Source organism: Chitinophaga sp. GbtcB8, assembly GCF_019091455.1.
Taxonomy (GTDB): Bacteria; Bacteroidota; Bacteroidia; order Chitinophagales; family Chitinophagaceae; genus Chitinophaga.
On record NZ_JAGXJN010000009.1, the window covers coordinates 25,931 to 51,224 of the forward strand.

A 25,294-nucleotide genomic window follows, 5' to 3' on the forward strand; every position below is an offset into this window, starting at 1 on the left:
TCCCACCAATCAACCGCTGCATTCATTATTAATTACTCTTCTCCCGTTTTCCTTTTCAGCGTATCCTCCGGCTTCAGGGCTTCCGTACGCCTCATAGAGTCCAGTAAGCGCCGGGAGGGGCGCCTGCTTTCAAAAAGCTCCCGTAGCCGGTTGTACTCACGTACATAGGAAATACCCAAACCGGCTTTATTACGGTTCACCAGGTTGTATACATCATAGTCTGTTTTACTAAAAGCATTGATACGGATACGGCCGTCCTGGGTAAGCAGGTATTCAACCCGGAAGTCACCGGCAAAGCGGTTAGAGGTTGCGCTGGTAGCCGTTCTTCCCCAGTCGTAATCACCACCAACGTATAAGCGTACACGATTATTGAACAGGTTACTGGTAATACCTGCGCTCAGCTGGTTACGGTCCATGTTGGTATTATCCTGGTTGCCGATGTTATAGGCCCGGTAATTTACATTCACACCAATACCGCTGTTCTTCAGGATAACGCCGGTAATATTATTCAGGATGGCAGATGCCTGGGCCGATAAGGCCTGGCCCACACTGTTCTTACCTACTATGCCCGCGCTGCCGGTAGCTGCATTATCATCCGGTATGAACTGGTTAAACAGCAGCAGGCCATACACCTGCAGCAGCGCTTTGTTCTGGTCCTGGTTAATTTCCCGTATACGTGCAGCCACACCGCTTTCATAGGAAAGGGAGCCTACATCCGGCAGCTGGATCTCGTAGGCAATATCCGGTTTCATCATTTCACCGCGCAGGTTGATCACTACATCCACCCTTTCCTGGCGGGTTGCCAGCTTATCGCTGCTAATGGCCGCAGAGGCGTTGGCGTTATACTGGCCTACCAGGTTATACAGGCTTACTTTAGGTACGCTGTATTTGGCGGTAATGTTCATGCGGGCTTCCCGCGGATCGCCGTTCCAGGTAATAGTGCTGTTCTTGGTAATATCAAACTTCCAGCTGGTAAGGCGCTGAAAGGTAAAGTTGTAAGATCCGTTGTTGATCTCGTAATCCCCGAACATGGAGAAATCGCCATCAGTATTCACATTGATCTGCAGGTTCCCGTTACCGTTGGCGGAGATCACATCGCCGGTAGTGGCATCCAGGATCACATCTATCTGTGCATCCGGGTTGGCGGCAATATCCAGGCGTATGTTCAGGTTCACATTATCCTTCTTCTTCTTTTTAGGCTGCTCCATTTCTGTGCCGTAGGTCTTAAAGGTAATGTAGTCGTATTTACCAATATCCTTGGTGTCAGACATAGGCAGGTAAAAGTGGGTGCCTTTCACCGGGCGGGCCAGTATGTGCAGCTGCATATCATTCAGCGGGCCGGAGAAATATACTTTACCGTCTGCGATCACATCCCCGTAAAACAGGTCGCTGTCTGCACCGCTAGTGTTCATGAACATGAACTTGCGGCCGGTAACGTCAAAGTCAAAATTCAGCTTGGAGAAATGATCATGGGAAATATAACCGCTGGCGCTTGCCCGGTTATTGTATTTATCAACAATGCTGAAGTTGCCGAACTCTATCAGGTTATCATCCACATTAATATTGAGCCGCGGTATCTTATAATAGGTGCCCAGGTATAATACGCGGATGCCTACACTATCCAGCTGCACTTTGCCTTTTACAGATGGCTGACCGGTAGTGCCGCTAATAGTGAGCTTGCCGGTGGCCAGGCCTGACAGGCGGTCCACATAATCGCCCAGGTATTGGTTCAGCGGGTCAATGGAAGTGCCGTTCAGATCTACGGTGCCGCTAAGCTGGTTATTTTCTTTGGTAAGGCCTGCAATGCCTTTTATGGTAAAGTTGCGGCCTGCATTTTTGGATTCTATCTCAACGTTTGATTCGCCGGTCTGCTGCCGGTAACCACCCTTAATGGTCACCAGGCCCAGTGAATCATTGTTCAGCTTTAAGTTGCTGGCTGTAATGTCTGCATCAATATCCAGGTTGCGCGTAGGGTCTGATATGTTGATCACACCATTAGCCTGCCCCTCAACAGCCATGGGCAGCAGCTGTGTGGGAATGGCATCCGCCAGGTTCAGGTTTCTAAGTGTGATCATAAACCGCGATTCATCCGGGTTAAACTCATTGGTTTCCACCGTAACACTTTGATCATTGCGGGTAATGCGCAGGTTATTAACGGTAAGAAAATGTTTGCTCCAATAAATTTCATTCCCTGCTGTAACGTTCCACTGCCGCTCATTTACGGTAAAGGTGCTGTTCAGGAAGTTGATCTTTACCCCATCATTCACGGTAACCACCCGGGCATAAAAGCCATCCATGTTGGTGGAGTCCTGGCTGGCCTGCACATCCATCTTTATGAAAGAAGTATCGTGGCCTGAGCTGGCCAGTATCAGCGGGTTTTGCAGCCATACGCGGTTACCGGAGTAGACTTTGCCAATGCTGGTGCTTACATTGATCTTATTAAAATTACCGCTGCCTTTTATTTGCAGGTCCTGTACACTATAGCCCTGGTAGGCCGCCTGCGGCACAAAGGCATTCAGGGAAATGCTGCCCTGCATGGTATTTAAGCCACCGCTTACCCGGGCCTGGTCAAACCCGGAAATATCTTTTGTAAAGGCATGTATCAGCTTATCCACTTCGCCGAACTGGAAGGCAAACGTAAAGTCCTCCTTAATGTTAGCCGTAGGCGGGGAAGAAAAGAAGCTGGGATAATATTTATTCAGGAACAGGCGGAAGGCATCCGGCAGCTCCACAAAGCTATAGGTGCCTTTTACATAGCCGGTTATCTCGCTGCCCACAATGCCCAGCACCTTGGTATTGTTTTCCATGCGGGTGCTGATGTTGAGGGAGTCAAAATCCACCCGGCTCTGGTTCTTGTACAGGGATACGTCGTATATGCGTGCCGTACCATCAAAGTTATCAATGTTGTCACCGGCAAAGTTCAGATCCAGCTTGGTTTGCAGGGTAATGGAATCCGTTGTCAGGCGCAGCGCTTTCAGGTTGCTTTTGCGGATCTCCGAGTTGAATTTGAACACCGGTACAGAGTCGTTAAAGTCAATAGTACCGGCAAAGTCCATATCCAGGTTAGGGTCCTTTACCGCCAGGGAGCCGTTAAAGAACTTACGGTTCATTTCGCCCTGGGTCTTAATATTCGTATAGGTATAATCGTAGAGAGCTATCGCTTGTACATCCGCATCTACGTTAGCCTTCAGTGTTCTTATATTAAAGCCCGCGCCATTCACTTTTGCGCTGAGGGAAATGGTGGAGAGCTGGGGCACATCCAGCAGGGAGCCCAGGTTAAAATTATTGGTGGTAAGGCTGCCGGAGTATACCGGTATATCGCCGCTGGTCTTAAAGTTCAGATCCGAGCTTACATTACCCAGGTTGGTCTGAAATTTACCGTAGGCCACAAAGTCATTCACAAAACCGGTAAAGCTACCCTGGAAGGCAATGTTGGAAAGGCGGTCTATATGCAGCTGCGGCACATCTTTAATAGTAGGGAAAATGCGTTGCACATCCTCGCCGGTGGTTACCAGGTCTGATGCCTGGAAGTCGATAAAGGTTTCATTGATCTCCGGCAGGCCGCGCATTTTAAAATGCCCTTTCAGGCGGGTGGTGCTGCCGGCCTGCAGGCTTACGCTGTCTGCATCCAGGTTGCTCACGGGGCCTTCTACCACGCCATTCAGGGATATTTCCCTTTTCCAGCTGGTAAGGGGCGGGGCAAAGTAGGCAATATCGTCAGAAGATAAGGTGCTGTTCACAAACCGCGCTTTCATAAACACCAGGTCCACGTAATCGCTCATGTCGCCAAGATCAGAGTACTGCATGGTGTAATAGTTGCGCAGGTGGCTGCGGTTGGTAATGAGGTCCATTTGGGAGAACTCCATTTCCACCGGCGACATTTTAAAACGGGCTGTCAGCTTTTTTACCTCAAACCCGCTGCGTTCTTTTGTGCGCAGGGTCAGGTCGCCGATAATACTGTCTTTTATAAGGCTGGTGTTCAGCAGGGTCAGGTTTATATTCGCAAAGCGGATGTGGTCCGGATCAAAGAATCCGGGCCCCAGGGGCCTGGTATCTTCCAGGTCCTCCAGCCCAAACAACCCGTTGCGCACAGCCAGCTCCCTGACCAGCAGCTTCCAGTTACTGCTGTTCCAGCGCAGCTGCCCGGTACTGTCTATGGCTGGTAAGGGCGAATTGGTGCTTTTGCTCTTTTTATGCCGCAGGGGAGAGGCAGGGTAACGGCTAATAATAAACGAAGGCTGATCCAGCAGCAGCTGCTGTATATCTATATTATGTTTTTGCAGGTCCAGGTTCTGGGCATCCAGGTAGATCTGTTTAGCTGTTATGCGCATATCTTCACCCACCCAGGCATCGATCTGGTTAATGCGTATGTTGCGCAGGTCTATGCGGCGCAGGTCCAGGGCCACTCCGCCGCTGCTTTTGGGCGTAGTGCTGGTATCCGGGCCGGATGAGCCGAATGCATCTACAATAAACTGATAGTTCCAGGCGGAATCATTGCGGTGGCGTACCAGGTTCACCTGGGCATTTTCCAGGCCAATGAACTTCAGCACGGGTTTTTCCTGGAAAAAGAACCAGTCGGTAATGCGCACCTGCATGGCGCCGGCATACAGCAGGGTATCGTGATGGCGGTCTTCAATATAAGTGCCTTCCAGGCGCGCACTGTTAAACAGCCGCAGGCTCACCCCTTTCACCTCTACTTTTGTATGCAGCTGTTCTGATAGCCGCCGGGCCGTTTCCTGCACCAGCCAATGCTGCACCGCAGGAATGTTAACCAATATGCCTATCAATATAATAATGCCCAGCAGTGATAGCAGGACAATTGTTAATATTTTACGTACTTTTTTCAGCGATCTGCATTTATCCGGCAAAAATACCATTTTCAGCCAGACCGAACCGGATTTTAGATTTTAGATTTACGATTGTAGATTTAATGGACAATCATCCAATAAATTTCCGGTTATGTTATCCGTTTTTCTTACTACTGCTTTGCTTATGACCACCAGCACGCTGCCTGTTAATGACACAGTTACGGCCAAACCTAAATATGTAATGGTGATACACGGCGGTGCCGGCACCATTCTGAAGTCGCAAATGACGCCGGAAAAGGAGCAGGCCTATAAAACGGCCCTGGAGCTGGCTTTGCGCAGTGGGTATACTATTCTGCAAAAAGGCGGCAGCAGCCTGGATGCTGTGGAAGCGGCCATACGCGTAATGGAAGATTCGCCCCTGTTCAATGCCGGTAAAGGCGCGGTGTTCACCCATGAAGGCAAAAATGAAATGGATGCCGCTATTATGAATGGCAAAACACTGGCCGCTGGTTCTGTAGCCGGCGTAACCGTGATCCGCAACCCCATTACCGCTGCCAGGGCCGTAATGGAAAAGTCGCAGCACGTAATGCTCACTGGCCCGGGGGCAGAAAAGTTTGCCAAAGAGGCGGGGCTTGAGATCGTGGACCCATCTTACTTTTATACGGAGGAACGCTGGAAAGCCCTGCAGAAAGTAAAGGCTGCGGATGAAAATAAAACACAGCTGGACCATGATGCCGATACCACGCACAAAACCTCCCGCTTAGGCATAAAAAATAAAGATAATAAGTTTGGCACTGTAGGTGCGGTAGCGCTGGATAAGCAGGGTAACCTGGCCGCAGCCACCTCCACCGGCGGTATGACCAACAAAAAGTATGGCCGTGTAGGTGATGCACCTATCATTGGCGCCGGTACCTATGCTAATAATGCCACCTGCGCTATTTCCTGCACAGGCTGGGGCGAGTTCTTTATCCGTTTATGTGTAGCCAAAACCGTTAGTGATCTCATGGAATATAGGAATGAAACCCTGCAGCAGGCGGCCAACGAGCTTATTATGAACAAAGTGCCTGCCCTGGGCGGCGATGGCGGGTTAATAGCTATTGATAAGAATGGGAACATAACCATGCCTTTTAATACAGCCGGCATGTACCGTGGCAGCGTAACAGAAGATGGGAAGATTGAAGTAGCCATTTATAAAGAGTAAAAAGCTGGCAGCTAATAGCTAACTACCTCACCGCCTCAACTAAATACCCTTCCTTCTTCAGCAACGCAATCACCCCATTAGGCCCGCCCAAATGCCCGGCGCCAACAGCAAAAAAGCTGGGAGTAGCCTGTATCTGCCGGGTAATGATGGGGATCCATTTAGCATTACGTTGATCCAGCAAAATATCCTGGAAAGGGCCAATATCTTTAGACGATTGTGTGAGGGTATACAGCTGTTGAACATCCTGTTCTTTATAGGCATTTAACATGGTGTCGAACTCCGCGCGTTCTTCAGCTACATGATCCAGCATTTCCACTAACATGGCAGCTTCATCCTTATCAGGTATGCTGTCAAATACTGCTATCTGGTCCTGCAGGGTTTCCAGCCCGGCAATGCTTTTTTGCTGTTCCCTGGCTATTTTCAGCAGCTCGTTCTCAACAGAAAAAGGCTCGTTGCAGAACAGGAACAGTTTAATGGTCAGCAAAGAAGTTAAGGCCATGGGTTTCATGCGGTCAAACATCGCCATATCCAATCCCACTTCCTTTTTACAATAATCATTTAGTTTTTGGTAATCGGCAGGTTTAAACAGCTTTTTCAGGGAGTATCCTTCCGGCATTAGCAACAGCTGCTGCATTTGCTGCAGCATCAGGGAATCGTCCATATTAATTTCCAGGTATAGCTGCTGGCTGGCCTGTAATGCGGTGGTAACGCTGGCAGGGAAACTAAAATCCTTTTCACAAAGCAGGTGCATGGTGCCATACAGGAAAGAAGGCTGCATCATGCCTTTGCCGGAGATCTTCCAGAGCAGGGAAGAGGTGGTTTTATCCGGGGCCGGCTGTGCCTGCGACTGCAGCCAGGGCAGGCATAACAGCAGCGTGATCCATTTACGCATGTACAAAATTTACGGAAAGATAAGGCATTTGCATTCCTTTAACACAACTTAAGAAGAGCTTAAAATACACTTTTGTATTAAACGCAAAAAGTAAACGGCCGTCTTATACCCGATAACTTTTTTAAGTGACCCACAAATCAGATTATATGAAAGGGATAAGCTTAATGGCTGTAGCAGCCATGATGACAACCGGTGCTTTTGCAAGCACAGGCAAAGGCAATGGTAACACCGATGACATTGCATTGAATAAAATGGAGATCCAGCAGCAGGAGCAGCAGAATGATGACCTGCAGTCAAATATTACAGACCAGCAGCAGGGCATCTTTGACCTGGTACAGGTGAAAACAAGCTTAGAGAACGATCTGCAGATGATAGAAGCCAGGCAGCAACGTGCGGAAGCAAATGGTAACACCGCAAAGGCCAACCGCCTCGACAAACGAATAGCCTGGGACCAGGCCCTGCTGAAAGCAAATCAGGATCATATCCGTGAATACCTGGCAGTAGAAAGGAACGACATGCGCCTTATGAACCATAATGGCGAGCGCATAGATAATGAAGAAGCAGCAATAGCGAAAGACAAAGAATAATTACGAATTATTCAATTACGAATTACGAATTGGGAAGTGCAATAAGGGAGTAGTGCAGGAAAGTGCAGTAGCAAAGATCTTGAAGATAGCATTACAAAAGACGGCAAGCAAAAAAGGAGGTTGGAATAATAGGTTACCGTATAGCAATGGTTCCTTTTATAGAATGGCTTAAAGGATCAACAGAAAGTAATTCAAAACATCCGCTGCATTATAATTTATAATTCGTAATTGAATAATTCGTAATTAAAGCTCCGATCCTTTCCAGATCAAATGCTTCATGCAATGCAGAAACCACCACCCGGTGAATAGCAGGGCTGTCAGGATTAGGATACGCAAAAGAGGAAATAATGATATCGTGTTCCAGCAGGTATTGATCAATATAGGGGTGATGAGGAGCCGGCTGTAACAGGAAAACAGGCAAATGGAAAGGGTTGTGTACAAGCGTGCTTTTGGCAACCTGCTGTTGCAGATAGTGGATGTTAAGCTGCAGTTTATTACGCCCTGCAGCATACAGGGGTTTACTTTGCAAAAAGGCGTAAGCGTTGGCTGGCATAATGGGTGTGCTGCCGGTAAAAAAGGGTAGTTTTTTCATGGCGGAAATATCGGCCGCATGCCCTGCCACCAGCCCGCCTTCTACACTGTAAGCCTTTGCAAGGGAAGCCGTGATCAGGTACCGCACTGGCGGATGCAGGGGCAAAGTATGCACAATGCCTTCCCCTTCCGGCCCCAGTATACCGGCGCCATGTGAATCGTCAATTACCACCATTACTTTACGCTCAATGGCAGTTAGCCAGCTGAAGTCATGGATAGCACTGGTTAAGGGATTCACCGCATCTGCCGCAATTACAAAGGTATGGTCTGGTTTGCTGTTGATGAGGGTAATGGTTTGCCTGGCCCATTGTTCGTGATCTATTGCCGGCAATACAGCATTATACAGGCGCAGCGCAGGATGCGTGCCGGGTGCATATAATACTTCGCCTTTGGTTTGTGCATAATGAATAGCTGCCTGCGCAGCCAGGTAACCGGATGAGAAAGCAGCGGCTGCCTGCTGCCGGAACAACACCGCCAGGGCATGCTCCAGCTCTTCGTATATACTTAAGCGTACATTGGCTACCCGCGAAGAAATAAATACCGGGCCAAACAGGTCCAGCCCAGCTTCAAATGCTTCCCGGAAAGCAGTTTTTGCATGCGCGCCCAGGTAAGAAAAGCCGGAGAAGAAAAGATGACTTTTGCCATCAATGACCGCGGTTCTGCCAGGTGTGGTATCGGAGTGAAGGGGGAACATGAGCTGATTGAGAATTATTAATTACAGGTTACGAATTTAATCCTTCGTTTTGATCTTATTCATAGTTGTAATTAATTTATGATTAACAATTCCTGATTGAACCTATTCCGCTTTTGTCCGCAGCACAAAATAATACTCCCCGGATTTTACCTTCATATCAAAAAGCTGATCGTCCAGGTGTACAATGGTAACCAGGTTTTCCGCACTGCGTAAGCCATTGCTGGCTGTTACACTGATAATGCTGCCATTGCTGAGCAGCGAATATTTACCTGAATCCGGTTTGTTATCAATGGTGGCAATAAATACATTATTATCCAGGAACTGGTAATATACGTTGCTGTAATAACCTCTTTTGAGATCCGTAGCCTGTGTGATCTGTGTATTGTCGTATGGATCGCCGGCAGGTACCTGCACATCATATACCCGCCACTTTTTATGCAGCAGCATGCGGTTGGCCTTATTACTGTTGCAGGCCAGCATGGTAAGGAACAGGAATAACAAAAGGTAACAGCTTCTTTTTATCATAACAGTTTATTTACGCCCCGACATGTGTTTGTTAAAATCATCCGACTTTCCTTTGGGAATAGACAGGCTTTCCCAATGCTCCTGCAGCAACATTTTGCCAATATACACGATCTGCCCAACATGATAGGGAATATGTGCCAGCTGCCGGTTAATGGCATCCACTACCGCATGCGGCTCCGTGCGGATGTTCACCGTTTTTTCCAGGTCGGCTTCCTGCAGACTGTCCAGGGTGCCCATCATACAATCCCAGCCTTTGTTCCATAGTTCCAATACGGTTTCTTTGGATGCCTGGCTGTTCTCAAATTCTGTGTCCCGGTTGCGCCAGGGCTTTTCGCCGTCGCTGGTCAGGAAATCGGTCCAGCGGGAAAGCATGTTACCGCTTATGTGTTTAATGATCAGGTAAATGCTGTTGGAGCCGTCGTCCGGCTGCCAGTTCAGCTGGGCTTCGTTTAGCCGTTCCAGCGTTTTCTCACCCAGCTGGCGGTGCGTGATGAAGCGTTTTTTTACGCTATCCAGATAGATATTAGCGAATGACATATAATTATGAATTAAGTACTCATTTTTGTAGTAAATCATTAAATACATCCCATCATCAAACCCACCTGCCCATTAACATCATCTGCACATCTGCATATTTGCACATCCGCACATCTAGTACCCTTCTGCACTATCATCTCCCCGCTTATCACCCACTGCTTCCAGCAGGCCTTTCTCATTAACCTTTATCACCTCTGTGCGGCCAATAGTGCCGCCGCGTACCACTTTATAACCCATTTGCTCCAGGGAGCTCACCACATCTGCAGGGAAATCCGCTTCCACATCCACCTGGTCCGGCAGCCACTGATGATGGAACTTGCTTTCAAATACAGCCCGGTCAGCAGGCAAATTAAATTCCAGTATATTCATCAGCGTTTGAAACACAGACGTAATAATGGTAGATCCGCCCGGTGTGCCTGCTACCACATAAGGTTTGTTATTCTTTAATACGATCGTAGGCGTCATGGAGCTGAGCATACGTTTACCCGGCGCTATGGCATTGGCTTCCGCGCCTACCAGCCCATACATATTAGGTACACCTGGTTTTACGCTGAAATCATCCATTTCATTATTCAGGAAAAACCCGGCGCCGCCAGGTACGACTTTGCTGCCGTAACCGCCATTTAAGGTAGTGGTCACCGCTACAGCATTGCCCTGGTCATCCATTACGGAAAGGTGAGTGGTTTCCATGCTCTCCGCCGCTACGTTACCGGCTTTTACAATTTCGCTGCTGCCGGCTTTATGCGGGTCATAATCTTTCATCCGTTCCTGCAGGTATTTTTTAGATGTAAGCTGTTGTACAGGCACTTTTACAAAATCAGGATCGCCCAGGAATTCCGCGCGGTCGGCATAAGCGCGGCGTTCTGCTTCTATCATCAGCTGAACAGCCTGCGGTGAATGAAAGCCCCAGCTGGCCAGCGGGTAATTTTCCACCATCCCCATCATCTGCTGTAATCCCACACCACCGCTGGATGGCAGGGGCATGGTTAAGATCGTGTATCCTTTATAGTTAAAAACGATGGGTGTTCTTTCTTTGGCTTTATAGGCTTTCAGGTCTGCAAGTGTTATGAGGCCGCGGCCGCGCTGCATTTCGTCTGTGATCAGTTTCGCGGTAGGCCCCTCATAAAAACCAGCTTGCCCTTTATCGCGGATCCTTTTCAGGGTTTGAGCCAGGTCAGGCTGTACCAGCGTATCTCCGGCCTGCCAGGGTGTTTCCTTTTCAAAGGCGTTAGGCCTTGTATTCAGCTTACGGAAATCAGCTGCGTGGTTATTCAGTCCGCGGGCTTCTGCTGCTGTTATCACAAATCCTTTTTCTGCCAGTTTAATAGCAGGCGCTATCAGCTTGGCCATAGGCAATTTGGCATATCGCAGGGATGCAAAGAAACCTGCCACTGAGCCGGGTACTCCGGCGGCCAGGTGGCCATACTGGCTAAGCTGTGTGTTGGCTGCGCCGCTGGGATCTATATACATATCGCGTTGCGCTTTGGCCGGCGCTTTTTCACGGTAGTCAATAGTAACGTTCTTGCCATTGCTTAAATGTGCCACCAGGAAACCTCCGCCGCCCAGGTTGCCCGCAGCAGGGTACACCACGGCCAGTGCCAGCTGGGTAGCAATAGCTGCATCTACTGCGTTGCCGCCCTGCTGCAATATCAGCGCACCGGCCTGGCTGGCCAGCGGATGTGCAGATACTACGGCGCCATGCGCTGCCACTACCTGTTTTTGTATGTTGTAATGATACGGATCAATCCCGGCTGGCGGTTGAGCAAAGGTGCATGCTGTAATGGATAGTAACAGGAGCGGTAATAACAATAAACGCATGGCAAAGCTTTGATTTTGTAGAACTAAGGTACTACTTACAGCAGTTAGTAGCAAGTAGCCGTACTTAGCCAATAATGAAAGTATCTTATCATGATGCGCGGTCTTATACAGCAACCACTAAACGTTTTTATTCGTATTTTAAAGTAACCAAAATCTGTAGCATATGAAAAATCCCCTGACCAACCTTAGGTTGAAACCCGCTTTATTGCTGTTAACCTGCCTGCTCACTCATATTATAATCGTAAAGGCGCAAACCGGCACTATCCAGGGTACTGTCACAGATGGCCGCGCACCATTAGCAGGTGCTACCGTTCAGGTAGAACGTACTAACAAAGGCGGCTATACGAATGCATCTGGTGCTTATACACTCAGCATCGCCCCCGGCAGTTATACTGTTATTGTTAGTTATGTAGGTTATGCTACACAACGGCAGCCTGTTACGGTAACTGCAGGTCAAACAACGCAGCTGGATTTTAAGCTGCCGGCCAGCACTACTATGAATGAGCTGGTAGTACTGGGCAACCGCACTTTACCACGCACGCAAACAGAAACCCCGGTGCCCGTAGATGTAATAGACATTAAACGGGTGGCCGCCGATGCGCCGCAGGTATCCATTAACCAGATCCTGAACTATGTAGCGCCCTCATTTAGTTCCGGCACACAAACAGTAGCAGATGGAACGGATCATATTGATCCCGCATCCCTGCGCGGCCTTGGGCCAGACCAGGTGCTGGTGCTGGTAAATGGCACACGCCGCTATAATACTGCGCTGGTGAATGTAAACGGAACATTCGGCCGCGGCGCTGTAGGCACGGATATGAATGCCATTCCCACGGCCGCCATTGACCGCATTGAAATACTGCGCGATGGCGCTGCTGCGCAATATGGCTCTGATGCTATTGCCGGCGTTATCAACATCATTCTTAAGAACAGTGTAAATCGTTTAAACGTAAGCGTTACCACCGGCGCCAATGTAACGGATAAGTCGGTTGATAACATTGACGGGCAAACAGTGCAAACTGCCGTAAACTATGGCATACCGGTAGGGGAGCGTGGCGGCTTCATTAACTTTGGCGGTTCTTATGATTACCGCAACTACACCAACCGCTCAGGCCCCTGGCAGGGCGCTATTTACCGTACCTATCCCGGAGCGGTAGATAGAACGGATTCCTTTCTGGTAGCCAATAACATTACACGCGATGATATCCGCATGCGGGTAGGCCAGTCCAAATTACGCAGCGGGCAATTGTTTGTAAATGCCAGTGTGCCCATGGAAAATGATGCGGAGTTTTATTTGTTTGGCGGCCTGGGGTACCGCAACGGCCAGGCAGCAGGTGTGTACCGCCTGCCAAGCGATAGCCGTAATGTGCTGGATATTTACCCGCTGGGATTTTTACCGGAGATCCATTCTGATATTTATGATAAGTCGGTGGCCTTTGGCATCCGCGGTAACCTGGGTAAATGGAAGGTGGATGTAAGTAATACCTTTGGCCAGAACCAGTTTATTTTCAGCGTAGAGAACTCCCTGAACGCTTCGCTGGAAAAAGCATCGCCTACACGCTTTAGCGCCGGCGGGCCTGTGTTCACACAGAATACTACCAACCTGGATTTCTCCCAGCGTTTTGATGTGCTGGCAGGGCTGGATGTAGCCTTTGGCGGAGAATACCGTTTCGAGAATTACAAGCTGGAAGCAGGCGCAGAAAATTCCTATACTGACTATGGCCGTGCTACTAAAATAGGAGTGGGCGCAGATGGTAAGGATATCCTGGTGCCTGATCCGCAGGGCGCAATAAATACTAAGTTCGGGCCGGATGGTACTGCCCGTGCCGGTGGCGCGCAGGTATTTCCCGGCTTCCGCCCGGAGAATGCGGTGAATACTTCCCGCAGCTCCATTGCAGGTTATGCGGATGTAGAAGCCAATTTCAGCAGCGCATTCCTGGTAGGCGGCGCCTTACGTTTTGAGAACTATAACGATTTCGGCTCTACGCTGAATGGCAAGCTAACAGCCCGTTACAAGCTGAGTGAGAAAACTGCGTTGCGTGCATCGGGTAGTACCGGTTTTCGCGCACCCTCCTTGCACCAGCGTTTTTATTCCAGCACCTCTACACTTTTCGTAGATGGATTGCCGTATGAAGTAGGCACCTTCACCAATGATAGCCGTCCCGCACAGCTGCTGGGCATTCCGCAGCTGAAACCGGAGAAATCCAAAAGCCTGAGCGCTGGTTTCACCGGCGCTTTTGGGAAGTTTAATTTAACGGTAGATGGATATTACACCCGCATCAACGACCGCATTGTATATACCGACCAGTTCTCCGGGAGCAATGCTCCTGGCGCTTCGCCGGTTGATAGAGAGATCTATCAGCTGCTTTCACTCGCTAACGCCAACCGTGCTGCATTTTTTGCCAACGCTATCAACTCTGAAACAAGAGGAGTGGACCTGGTGCTGACCTATGGTACCCGTTTAGGCGCCGGCAGCTTTCGCGCAGACTTAGCCGGTACTTACTCTTACACCCAGCAGGTGGGCGATATCAAAGCATCCGCAAAGCTGGCAGGCAAGGAAAATATTTACTTCAGCCGCGCCAGCCGCATTTACCTGGAAAGAAGTGTGCCGCGTGAAAAGATCAACCTCACCCTAACGTACAACATTAAACGTTTTAATGTTTTTGTACGGAATGTATACTTTGGCAGCGTTGAAGAAGCTACTAATGACCCTGCTTTTTTCCAGACATTTGATCCGCGTGTGGTAACAGATGTAGCCGTAGGATATAAATTCACACCGGCTGTAAAGCTCAGCATCGGTTCTAATAATGTGTTTGATATTTACCCGGATAAAGTGGAAAACCCTGCCAATACTACTAACGGTCAGTTCCTGTATAGCCGCCGTGCTACACAGTTTGGGTATAATGGAAGATTTTTGTTTGCGAGGCTGGAGCTGAATTTGTAGGAGGATTAGGAAGAAGGAATGTTTTTAACACGGATCATAAAGATGATAACGTTTTTATGATCCGTGTTTTTTGTATTACTATACCAATGAATAAGCTCCTTCGGTTATGGTACTGCCGTTTCCATATCTCCAGGAAAACCCCGGCCAGCTGGCAGGTATATTAGTATAATTTATACGTATATTGAGGTTTGGAGCTGTTTACCTATGAAACTATTTCCCATTCCCTGCCTGCTTATTTCCTGCCTGTTTACAGGCTGCATGTACCTGACAAAGAAAATGCCTTCACACCCGCTACAGCAGGAATTTTTGTCCGATGTGCGCGACTCCATGATCCTGGACGATTTCCACAGTGTACATTACGGAGCTATTGAAGTATCAAATGGTTTTTTGATCAGTAGCAATTATGATAAAAGAACACGGCAGAACGGGCGGTTCCATTTACATGATCTGAATAGTAAAAAAGACTACGGTTATTTCCCATGGCCGAATGAAGATGGCACCTTTTATTTTGGAATAGATCACTGTAATGATTACCTGTTGTATTTCGAAAACAACTATTTCAAGAGGGTGAACATCTTTACAAAAAAGTTAGATACTGTATACAATGAAAGATTTATAAACGGCGGGGATTGGACAAGTATGGTGGTGATAAATGATATAGCTTATTCCACCTACAGCAACAGCGGTTTGGCAGTACTTAGCATGAAGGATCGCTCGAAGCTGCTTGACCGGCAACATGAGACAGGTAACAGTTTGTATATCCAGAACAACATATCCCTTCCGGTATTTTATTCATCCAACCTGGTAGCATCTGTAAAAGTAACGCCTGATAGCAGTGAGCTCTATTGCATAGATACGGCCATGAATGTGTTATGGAAAAAGAGGATAGCCGCTGAAGGTACAATGGATTACCAGATCGCCAGCCTGAATTTTAAAGACCGTTTCCTGGTAAAGCATGATACTGTTTTTGAAGTGATCAGCAAAACTGATGGCCGCCGCCTGTTTTATCACACATTCAACACCAGCGTGTATGACATATGCAAGCTGGATGATGCAAATGTGCTGGTGATCTTATCGGCAAAGCCTACTATCTCAAGGTTAGCTATGTCCATGAGCACTGATTATAAAACGGTGCTGTGTTACAATCCACAGAATGATTCAGTAAAATACAGGATAGATGGTCTTAAAACCGCTTCTGAACGCTACTTCAGGCTGAATAACAGGTTCTACTTTTTTGCAGGAAATGCCAGGGCTATTTCCATTAATGTAAAAGATGGCGCTGTAGATACTTTCCGGTTACAACACGATTTCCAGAGCGAAGTAAGGGTGTTGCAGGATAAAAAAACAGGGAAATGGTATTTGTTGAATGGGGGAGTGGTGTATTGGTAAGGGATGCAGTTAAGCTGTTATACACATATTAAATTATTATTTAATTACTAATAAAATAGATTTTTTTTCCGAATCTAAAAAATAGAATAATAATTCGATGCTGCATATCTTGCAGCCCAGTTCGTTACCCGGAATTGTCCCTATATCAGTGTATAAAACAAGAGTACAGTACAACCTATGTGTGAGAATGCTATTTGTTTTTGTTTGTGTCCTTAACGTCAACAAGCCCTTATTTGCACAAACTTCACCAAAAGAGGCGTACGTCACCGTAAACGATTCATTGCCCGGCAAAGGTTCGGAAATGGTGGACAACACCTACTTCCTGGTACATGCCGGATGCAAATCCATGTTGGTAGTGCCAATACCGCCCTACCCACTGCCTTACACTGCCGTAAGGGGCATACGTGTACGCGAAAGTAAAAGTATACTTGTACCGGAAGCGGGAAAACAACGCAAACCTTTCCTGGTGGTGCATGGCAACGTAATGTATGATCTGTATTATCAATCCAATGCAGATACGCCTTACCTGGAAAAAGAGTTGTATCAACATACCCTGCAAACCTACCTGGACATAACGGTGAAGGATCAATATCCCATACGGCTTGCCTTTAGCACCCAGCAAGGTAATTCTTCCTTATTCAGAAATATTACAGGGCTTAACATGCAGTATACCAACCGCGATTTCAAAAATATGCTGATGCAAAAAGCACAACAATGGGATGCCGGCAGGTTACAGGATTGGCAGCAGCTGGAGGAGTTAAAGCAACGCATCAATAATAAGCTCAACGAAATTAACGCATTAAAAAGCAGGGAGTTTGGACCCTCCCAGCTACAAATGCTGGTAGAAGCCAGGGAGAGAGAATTATATGCACACATACGGGATAGCCTCGATGCGCGTAAACCGCGTAACGGCAACGATAGCCTGTATACAGGGGCCCGCCATAAAGCGGATAGTGTAATGCAGCTGGCAAAAGACAAATATGCCGCCGGTGAAAAACGTTTGGATTCGTTACAGCAGGAACTATTAATCTGGCAGCGTATGTACAAAGAGAAACAGCGGGTATTGAACGCCAGGAAGCAGCAGCTAATGAATGTCATCTCCCGCAGCCGTAATAATAAAGAGCTGGCAGATAGCCTGGAGGCCATGCAGTTACCGGATACAGTATTACCCAAAGGCTACCGTTCTCTGTTAGCTGTAAAATCGGTAGGTATCGGCAGAACCATGGTCGATTACTCTGAGCTCACAGCTAAAAACATCAGTATCACCGGTTTTCAGGCGGAATACAATCCCTCTTATTATGTAGCGGTGGCTACGGGCGCGGTGGATTACCGCTTTCGTGATTATGTCGTAAATGATAGCAGGATCAGCCAGTACCTGAACATGGTAAGGGTAGGTACCGGCATGAAAGAAGGTAATAACATCATCCTTTCTTTTTATACGGGCAAAAAACAGGTCTATAATTTTAACACAGATAGCAGTAAAAATGCCCCTGACTACAAGATCATGGGAGTATCGCTGGAAGGCCGGTGGCAGGTTAGCAGAAATCACTACATCACAGGCGAAGTAGCTAAATCGTCCATGCCTTATTATAACCGTACCCCGCATGATGAAGGAGTAGGGAACAGTATGCTCCGGTTTAGTGACCATTCCAACGAAGCATTTGCCATTACGGCAAACTCCTTTATACCCAATACAGGTACACGTATTAGTGCCTTGTACAAGAGGATGGGCGCTAACTTTCAGTCATTTAGTTTGTACTCCTCAGGATCAGAACAAACAGGGTGGCTGCTACGGGTAGATCAGCCTTTCTTTAAACAGCAGTTAACGTTGTCGGGTTCTCTCCGGCAAAATGTATATACCAGTGTATTGGATAATGGAAGCTACCGCAGCAATACCATCTTTAAAAGCATACAGGCTACTTTCCGCAGACGGCATTGGCCGGTAGTATCCGTAGGTTATTTTCCCAGCTCTCAGCTCATGAAACTGGGTGAGGGGAAATTTATGGAGAACTTGTTTTACACCATGGTGGGTACCGCCAGTTACTTCTACGAGTACAAAGGTGTTAGTATGAATACCATTTTCTCTGGTACCAGGTTTTATAACCGCCAGACAGACAGCAGTTTTGTGTATTTCAACAGTACTAACCTGATGCTGAATCAAACGGTGTTCCTGGGTAGATTTACCGTGAATGGCGGCGCGTCTTCTGCTACCAACCAGGATTATGCCCTGTATGGGGTAGACGGTAACCTTCAATATAAAGTGAATACCTGGCTGGAACTGGGCGGGGGATTAAAATATAATTATCAAACACAGTATAACCTGCAGCAAACCGGTTATACTGCAAATGCAAAAATAAACATACCCAAAGTAGGAGAGGTGGCCTTGATGGCGGATAAAGGATTTGTGCCGGGCGTTAACAAACAGCTGGTTCCTAATAAAACAGGACGGCTTACTTATACCAAGATATTTTAAACAGGAGATACTATGAAGAGATCCCTATGCCTGCTGTTATTGGCTATGTCGCTACGTGTAGGCGCGCAGGTAAGTATGACCGTGCAGCTTCCGCCGGCAGGAGTACTATTGAAAGCGCAGCTGTGGAATATAGTGCTGGTGTCAGCAGCCGGGCAGCCACAATACGTAAGGATAACCCTGCGCCTGATGGATGCGCAAACAAATCAACCCGTCTTAACCGGTATAACCCGTTCCATTACGCTTAACAAAGGAGCAAAACAATTACAGGTGGGGGATGTAATGCCGGTCCAGTACGAATACCTGTCTGCTGCCATAGACCGGAGCGTGAATGGCTTGCTGCCGGCTGGCAATTACCTGGCCTGTTACAGCATCATTGTATCTAATGATAAATCAGGTAATCAACCGGGGGAGGATTGTATCCCCTTTACCATAGAGCCGGTAAGCCCGCCGCTGTTAAATACACCTGCCGATCAGAGTGTGCTGGAATCGCGGTTGCCCCAGTTCACCTGGTTGCCGCCTGCACCCGCCAATATGTTTAATGATCTGAACTATGAAATGGTCTTAACAGAAGTGCATCCCGGGCAGTCTGCACAGGAAGCCATTCAGCAGAACATAGCTATTTACAGGGCGCCACGGCTGAAGAATATTTTCGTTAATTATCCCGCCGGGGCCGTAGCATTGGATACTGCCAAACAATACGCCTGGTCAGTAGTAGCACGCAATGGTAATTTGTTTGCTGCCCAAACAGAGGTATGGACATTTCAGATACAGGAGGCGAATGCTCATACTACTATGATGAATAGTGGTTATGTACAGCTGAAAAAGGGGTTGGATGGAACGGTCATTAATTGCAGTAAGCTGCAATGTATCTACGATAATGAGGCCGGCGATAGTACAGTGCCCTATGAGCTAATTGCCCTGGAAGACAATAACAGGGTTGTATATACAGGAAAACTGAACGTTAACCCCGGCGATAACCGTCTGGAAGTGCCGCTCAATAAAAGGAAGGCGTTGGATGGTGGAAGAAGTTACCTGTTCCGCCTGCATAATGCACGTAATGAGTATTGGCAGGTGAAGTTCATTTATACCAAAGAAGATTGATCATTAAAAGAATTTGGCGAAACGCCTTATACCTATAAAATAACGCTGAAATGATACTGGCTCTTGTTGCAAAAGGGAAGAAAACGATTGCGTGCATAATGCTGGCTTTAATTTACCTGGAAACAGTGATCCCCTCCTATGCCCTGGGTACCTCCGGAAAAACGGTGTATGTACACAATATGGGGGGAAGGAATAATGAACCGGGTAAAGATAACAAACTGCCTGATGCGGCTCAACCCCATATGGCCGCTCCGGTTAAAACCCAAGCGGCAGTCAAAGGAACAGCAGATATAGGCGGGCCCACACAGCCGGAGAGCCAGGCGTTCCATTCAGTAAATAACAATAACATGGTTGACCTGTTCAGTGGGGATTTTAACTATAACATTCCTTTGCTGGACGTAGGTGGCTACCCGGTGGCCATTGGCTATAGCAGTGGCATTTCCATGGATCAGGAAGCCAGCTGGGTAGGCCTGGGCTGGAATATTAACCCGGGTACTATTACACGTAACATGCGTGGTTTGCCGGACGATTTTAACGGAACAGACTCAATCAAGAAAACGGCCAGTATTCAGGAGAATAAAACCATTGGTGTTACCGCTGGTGCAGATGTGGAAATAAGCGGATTACCAATTGGCTTAAATTTTTCACTAGGTGTACTACAGAACAGCTATAGAGGCTGGGGACTGGAAAGTGGCGTGAGCGCCAGCCTTAATGCCGCCGCCGGCGCTGCTGGCGTCCTTAACGCCGGTTTGTCGATCACAAACAGCTCGCAGGATGGCCTGACCTTGTCCCCCAGTATCTCCTATTCCTTTGCAGATAAAGAAACCAGGCAAAATGGAGGTTTCGGCGGCAATATATCAACAGGTCTGTCGTATAACAGCCGTGCCGGTATGAAGGCATTGCAATTCTCAGCTGGTATTAAGCAATATGTGGCATCAGAAAAAGATGCATCACAAACAAAAGCGGCAGCCGATAAAGCGCCGCCATCGCTTATGTCCTTAGGTGAGCCAATAGGTTCTCTATCTGTATTTTCCGGCGGTATTTCTTTTGCGCATCCCGCCTTTACGCCCACAATCAACCTGCCATACACCAGCTATATGTTTACGGTTACGTTGAAAACAGGTGGTGAGATCAAGTTCATACATCCCAGCTTATCGATCAGTGGATATGTATCCAAACAATACATAGCAGAAAAAGACAAAATAATGTACCTGCCTGCTTTTGGTTATCTGAACTATCAGAACGGCGCAAAAAATCCGGGTGCATTGCTGGATTATAACAGGGAAAAAGAAATTCCTTACCGCGAAAAACCGACCCTGCCCAATATAGCCATACCATCATATACCTATGATGTATTCAGCATGTCGGGAGAGGGCACCGGTGGTACATTCCGTGCCTATCGTAGCGATATTGGTTATGTTTACGATCACCACATGAAAACAAAAGATCTGTCAGGTGGCGCCAGCGTAGACTTTGGAGGAGGAGACCTGACGCATGCAGGGGTGGACCTGAATTTCACCTATGCCAACAACGAAAGCGGTCCCTGGCGCTCAAAGAATCCCCTGGGCAAAACCATCGCATTTACCAGTTCAGATCAGAACTATGAAGCGGTTTATTTCAGGAACCCGGGAGAAAAGACGATCAATACAAGAAGTTTTTATGATGCAATTGGAGGGGATTATGTAGTAACGCCTAAGTTGCTGCAAGTTGGTGATAATTCCTCTTTGATTACAACAACCAACCATTTAACAAAATATGCAGATGGAGTAACCAAGGGGGATATACTGTTAACGCCGGCCAGTGCAATAAAACAAACGCGGGATAAGAGAACACAGCTGATCACTTCTTTGAATGCTGATGAAGCAGGCCAAGTAGGCCTCAGTAAATTTATCGAAAGCTATAAGCTGAATACCTATCCGCTTTATAACTGTGAAAATAATTTTTCTGATGATGAGCTGAATGGCCCCGGAACAGGGATCTTAGGCTCATACTACAAAGGTACCTTTCATGAGGGGGGTAAAATATTTGAACGGGTAGATCCGGTGATACGTTTTACAAACAAAACAGAGCTTAATACCCCGCCTCCTCCGTCAGGGATACCTGCATTAAGTGAAAGTTTTGCCATAGAGTGGAATGGCTTAATAAAAGCACCGAAAAGCGGTAAATATACTTTTTATACGAAAAGTGATGATGGATCAAAGCTTTTGCTGGAAGATATCCTCTTAATAGATCATTTGAAGGACCCGCAAACACCAACGGAGTGGGCCGCAAACCAACCTGTATATCTGGAGAAAGATCATTTTTACAAAATAAAAGTAGAATATGCGCAATGGGGAGCGGACGTTTATATGGATTTTATGTGGGAGTATGATGGACAGGCGAAACAAACGGTACCTACCCAATATTTATATCAATTCCCTAAAAAAGACATTTATTCCAATAAAGAAAATACCATCTTCAAAGAGAAAAGGGTGAACCGTTTTCGCAAGAGTAATCACTTGTCGGAAATTTCTGTACTGAACAATGATGGTAAAAGATATATATACGGAATACCGGTTTATAACCTGAAACAAAAAGAAGTATCTTTTTCTGTAAGACATGAGAATGGAAATGCGGAATCCGGTATGACCAAATACCTTTCCCGCCTGGATGTTGGCCATAGCAATGATGCAGAGGACTCTACGACTAACATGAGCGGGAACGACCGTTACTTCAGCAGCGAGGAAACACCGGCCTATGCACACTCCTTTCTGCTCACAGGCGTAGTTTCACCGGATTATGTAGATGTAACCGGAGACGGTATTTCGGATGACGATCTGGGAGACGCGGTTAAGTTCAATTACACAAAAATAGCAGGCGTTGACAATCCCTACGAATGGCGCACCCCCTATTCCGATTCAGCCAGCTTTAATGAAGGCCTGAAAACCGATACCCGCGATGATAAGGCCAGTTATGTTTATGGTCAGAAGGAGCTTTGGTACCTCAACAGCATTGAATCAAAAAATATGATCGCCACCTTTAAGCTGGTGCCCCGTAAAGACCTTGTGCCCATTAATGAAAGAGGTATCAAAGATACGGGATACCATGTAGCACAACGGCTGGAAGAGATCAACCTTTACACAAAAGCAGATTTCCTCATGCATGGCGCCAGTGCTACACCAGTTAAAACGGTGCATTTCGATTATAGTTACGAATTATGTAAAGGAATAAATGCACCCGGGGACAATACAGGTAAGCTTACGCTTAAACGTATATGGTTCACCTATAACGGTAATAATAAAACACGCAAGAATCCTTACATATTTAAATACCATCCCAATAACCCGGACTACACTACCAAATCCTACGACCGTTGGGGGAATTATAAAGAGGCATCTCAAAACCCGGGAGCTACCTCCACCAACAAGATCACGAATGCGGAATATCCATATGCTCTGCAGGACAGCGCCAAAGCAGCATATAACGTTGCTGCCTGGACACTGGATACTATTATCCTCCCTTCCGGAGGCCGTATGACAATGACCTATGAAAGTGATGATTACGCATATGTGCAGAACCGCCGGGCCACTCAAATGATGCAGATAGCCGGATTCTCGGCAACAGAGCCAGGCTCCGTAGGAAGCCTTACCAATAAGCTATACGGCAGCAATGACTATTTATATGTAGGCATTAAAGTACCCAGCCCGGTAACCAGCAAAGAAGAAGTATATCATAAATACCTGCAAGGCATTGATACCACTATGTTCTTCCGCCTGAATGTAAAAATGCCTGCGGATAAATTTGGTAACGGCTACGAATATGTGTCTTGTTACGGCCGGCCGGTGAAAGGTGCCTACGGTTTTATTAACGGAAACACCATCTGGATAAAGCTGCAGGGTATTGACGGCAAGGGTAATACCGGCGGTTCGTTAAGTCCGCTGGCAAAAGCTGCCGTACAGTTCCTGCGCCTGAACCTGCCCTCCAAGGCCTATCCAGGATCAGATGTAGGGAAAGATGTGGATCTGGTAGATGGTGTTAAGATCCTCTTTTCTCAGGCGGCTAATATCATAAATGCATTCCGCTCTTTTGATGGTACTGCCCGGAACAATGGCTGGGCAAAGGAAGTAGACCTGAGCCGTACTTCTGTAAGGCTTTGCAGCCCCAATTACAAGAAATATGGCGGTGGCCTGCGTGTGAAAAGGGTCGTGATAAACGATAACTGGAATAAGATGACGGGCAAAACCAGGAAAGAGTCCACCTACGGCACTGAATATATCTACACCACAGTTAAAAGGATCAATGGCAAAGATATGGAGATCAGCAGCGGCGTAGCGGCTTATGAGCCGGTAATGGGAGGTGAGGAAAACCCCTGGCGTTTGCCGATAGAATATACAGAACAGTCAGCAGCCCTGGCCCCTACTAACATGGGATATGTAGAGGAGCCATTGGGCGAGACGTTCTTCCCGGGTGCATCCGTAGGGTATAGTAAGGTGCGTACAAGATCCATTAAAACAAAAAACACCCGTTCTGCAAATGGGTATGAGGAATCAACCTTTTACACGGCGTACGACTTTCCCATCATTACAGATCACTCCTTATTAAATGACAATAACAAAAAGACTTATAAGCCAGCGTTGGGTAATCTCCTGCAAATTAATGCAGCGCATTACCTGGTAATGAGCCAGGGTTTCAAGGTAGAGTTGAATGATATGCATGGTAAGCCCAGGTCGCATGCGGTTTATCCGGAAACAGACAGTGTGCATCCTATTTCTTATACGGAGAACTTTTACCATGTAGATAATGTGAACGATGAGTTCAAACACCTCAATAATACCGTCTTGTCTATGAACCCGCAGGGCGAAATAGATACAGCTGCAGTCATTGGGAAGGATATGGAGCTGATGATGGATATGCGCGAGTCCTGGTTTACCAGTCTGGGTATATCGGCTAATATAAATGGAGATGTTTTCACTTTCGGCTTACCGCCTGTTCTGGGATGGGTCTCATTAATACCAATGCCTCAGTCACAGGATAACCTGTTCCGCTCAGCCGCAGCTGCCAAGATCATTAGCCGTCATGGCATACTGGATAGCGTAGTGGCAATTGATAAAGGCAGCAAGGTAGTTACCAGCAACCTGCTGTATGATGGCGAGTCGGGCGATGTGCTGCTAACGGCAGTACAAAATGAGTTCGGAGATTCCATTTACCAGTTCAATTATCCCGCCGCCTGGGTATATGACGGTATGAGCGGCGCTTATAAGAACACCGGGTTTACCGTAGACAGTATTACCATTAAGGGAGGTAAGATTGTTTCAGGAGTACTTACACATGAACAGGTAGCCGCCAATCTTGCATCCGGTGATGAAATACTGGTTTACGCACGTAATAAAGTAAGCGGCGATGATTGCAACCCCGATGTGGCCACCTTCCGCAGCCCCGCAAAAGTGTGGGCGGTTGATGCCAATGCCATAAACGGCGGAACGCCTGAGATCTACTTTATGGATCAGGATGGGAAACCTTATTCCGGTATAGATGTGGTGATGAAAACATTTCGCTCCGGCAGAAAAAATATTTCTGCCAGCGTAGGAGCTGTAACCATGCTGGCCAGCCCGCTGAAAAAGGATGGAACCGGCAGGTATAACCTGGTAATAGACCAGCAGTCAAAGATCATTAACGCTGCAGTAACTGAATACAAACAGAACTGGCAGGTAGATGATAAAAAGAAAGCAAAAACAACCTGCTCTTTCTAATGTAT

General features: G+C 47.3%; 13 protein-coding genes. 7 read left to right on the plus strand and 6 right to left on the minus strand.

Translation table 11 applies throughout. From position 1 onward, the window contains the following. Nucleotides 1–32: 32 nt before the first annotated feature. On the minus strand, nt 33–4,868 hold the full coding sequence (locus KVT36_RS10820) for a translocation/assembly module TamB domain-containing protein (RefSeq protein WP_217603511.1): 4,836 nt from the start codon (nt 4,866–4,868) through the stop codon (nt 33–35). Between the two features lie 91 nt (nt 4,869–4,959). Between KVT36_RS10820 and KVT36_RS10825 the strand changes: the two genes are divergently transcribed. Then, a complete protein-coding gene (locus KVT36_RS10825) occupies nt 4,960–6,009 on the plus strand; it encodes an isoaspartyl peptidase/L-asparaginase family protein (RefSeq protein ID WP_217603512.1) in 1,050 nt (349 codons plus the stop codon). Between the two features lie 22 nt (nt 6,010–6,031). On the opposite strand, the gene KVT36_RS10830 is transcribed toward KVT36_RS10825, so the two are convergent. Then, nucleotides 6,032–6,901, minus strand: coding sequence for a TraB/GumN family protein (locus KVT36_RS10830; RefSeq protein ID WP_217603513.1), 870 nt, complete (start codon nt 6,899–6,901; stop codon nt 6,032–6,034). 146 nt (nt 6,902–7,047) lie between these two features. Here KVT36_RS10830 and KVT36_RS10835 point away from each other — a divergent pair, with 146 nt between their 5' ends. Continuing rightward, nucleotides 7,048–7,488 (plus strand): hypothetical protein, encoded by a 441-nt coding sequence (locus tag KVT36_RS10835; protein ID WP_217603514.1) that lies wholly within the window; start codon nt 7,048–7,050, stop codon nt 7,486–7,488. Nucleotides 7,489–7,696: 208 nt separating this feature from the next. On the opposite strand, the gene KVT36_RS10840 is transcribed toward KVT36_RS10835, so the two are convergent. The 4 genes from KVT36_RS10840 to ggt all read right to left on the minus strand — a co-directional run bounded on the left by KVT36_RS10840 (nt 7,697) and on the right by ggt (nt 11,653). Beyond that, nucleotides 7,697–8,773 carry a hypothetical protein gene (locus tag KVT36_RS10840; RefSeq protein ID WP_217603515.1) on the minus strand — a complete coding sequence of 359 codons (1,077 nt, stop codon included), beginning with the start codon at nt 8,771–8,773 and terminating at the stop codon, nt 7,697–7,699. A 102-nt stretch (nt 8,774–8,875) separates the two neighbouring features. Next, complete coding sequence (locus KVT36_RS10845; RefSeq protein ID WP_217603516.1) at nt 8,876–9,298, minus strand: hypothetical protein; 423 nt, start codon at nt 9,296–9,298, stop codon at nt 8,876–8,878. A gap of 6 nt (nt 9,299–9,304) precedes the next feature. Further along, complete coding sequence (locus KVT36_RS10850) at nt 9,305–9,835, minus strand: DUF1572 family protein (protein WP_217603517.1); 531 nt, start codon at nt 9,833–9,835, stop codon at nt 9,305–9,307. Between the two features lie 114 nt (nt 9,836–9,949). Next, nucleotides 9,950–11,653, minus strand: a complete 1,704-nt coding sequence (gene ggt / locus KVT36_RS10855) for a gamma-glutamyltransferase (protein ID WP_217603518.1) — start codon at nt 11,651–11,653, stop codon at nt 9,950–9,952. Between the two features lie 163 nt (nt 11,654–11,816). On the opposite strand from ggt, the gene KVT36_RS10860 reads away from it, so the two are divergent. The 5 genes from KVT36_RS10860 to KVT36_RS10880 all read left to right on the plus strand — a co-directional run bounded on the left by KVT36_RS10860 (nt 11,817) and on the right by KVT36_RS10880 (nt 25,289). Beyond that, nucleotides 11,817–14,597: a TonB-dependent receptor gene (locus KVT36_RS10860; RefSeq protein ID WP_217603519.1), complete on the plus strand. Its 2,781-nt coding sequence runs from the start codon at nt 11,817–11,819 to the stop codon at nt 14,595–14,597. 204 nt (nt 14,598–14,801) lie between these two features. After that, the gene (locus KVT36_RS10865) at nt 14,802–15,986 is read left to right on the plus strand and encodes a hypothetical protein (RefSeq protein ID WP_217603520.1); all 1,185 of its coding nucleotides are present in this window, start codon (nt 14,802–14,804) and stop codon (nt 15,984–15,986) included. Nucleotides 15,987–16,287: 301 nt separating this feature from the next. Next, nucleotides 16,288–18,459, plus strand: a complete 2,172-nt coding sequence (locus KVT36_RS10870; protein ID WP_217603521.1) for a hypothetical protein — start codon at nt 16,288–16,290, stop codon at nt 18,457–18,459. A 12-nt stretch (nt 18,460–18,471) separates the two neighbouring features. Then, a complete protein-coding gene (locus KVT36_RS10875; protein ID WP_217603522.1) occupies nt 18,472–19,560 on the plus strand; it encodes a hypothetical protein in 1,089 nt (362 codons plus the stop codon). 98 nt (nt 19,561–19,658) lie between these two features. Then, nucleotides 19,659–25,289 (plus strand): PA14 domain-containing protein, encoded by a 5,631-nt coding sequence (locus KVT36_RS10880; protein ID WP_217603523.1) that lies wholly within the window; start codon nt 19,659–19,661, stop codon nt 25,287–25,289. Nucleotides 25,290–25,294: the final 5 nt, after the last annotated feature.

Bases quoted from the DNA above. Each gene is read 5' to 3' on its own strand.
- KVT36_RS10825 (WP_217603512.1), top strand. From the start codon at position 4,960: ATGTTATCCGTTTTTCTTACTACTGCTTTGCTTATGACCACCAGCACG.
- KVT36_RS10830 (WP_217603513.1), bottom strand. From the start codon at position 6,901: ATGCGTAAATGGATCACGCTGCTGTTATGCCTGCCCTGGCTGCAGTCG.
- KVT36_RS10835 (WP_217603514.1), top strand. From the start codon at position 7,048: ATGAAAGGGATAAGCTTAATGGCTGTAGCAGCCATGATGACAACCGGT.
- KVT36_RS10840 (WP_217603515.1), bottom strand. From the start codon at position 8,773: ATGTTCCCCCTTCACTCCGATACCACACCTGGCAGAACCGCGGTCATT.
- KVT36_RS10845 (WP_217603516.1), bottom strand. From the start codon at position 9,298: ATGATAAAAAGAAGCTGTTACCTTTTGTTATTCCTGTTCCTTACCATG.
- KVT36_RS10850 (WP_217603517.1), bottom strand. From the start codon at position 9,835: ATGTCATTCGCTAATATCTATCTGGATAGCGTAAAAAAACGCTTCATC.
- ggt (WP_217603518.1), bottom strand. From the start codon at position 11,653: ATGCGTTTATTGTTATTACCGCTCCTGTTACTATCCATTACAGCATGC.
- KVT36_RS10860 (WP_217603519.1), top strand. From the start codon at position 11,817: ATGAAAAATCCCCTGACCAACCTTAGGTTGAAACCCGCTTTATTGCTG.
- KVT36_RS10865 (WP_217603520.1), top strand. From the start codon at position 14,802: ATGAAACTATTTCCCATTCCCTGCCTGCTTATTTCCTGCCTGTTTACA.
- KVT36_RS10870 (WP_217603521.1), top strand. From the start codon at position 16,288: ATGGTGGACAACACCTACTTCCTGGTACATGCCGGATGCAAATCCATG.
- KVT36_RS10875 (WP_217603522.1), top strand. From the start codon at position 18,472: ATGAAGAGATCCCTATGCCTGCTGTTATTGGCTATGTCGCTACGTGTA.
- KVT36_RS10880 (WP_217603523.1), top strand. From the start codon at position 19,659: ATGCTGGCTTTAATTTACCTGGAAACAGTGATCCCCTCCTATGCCCTG.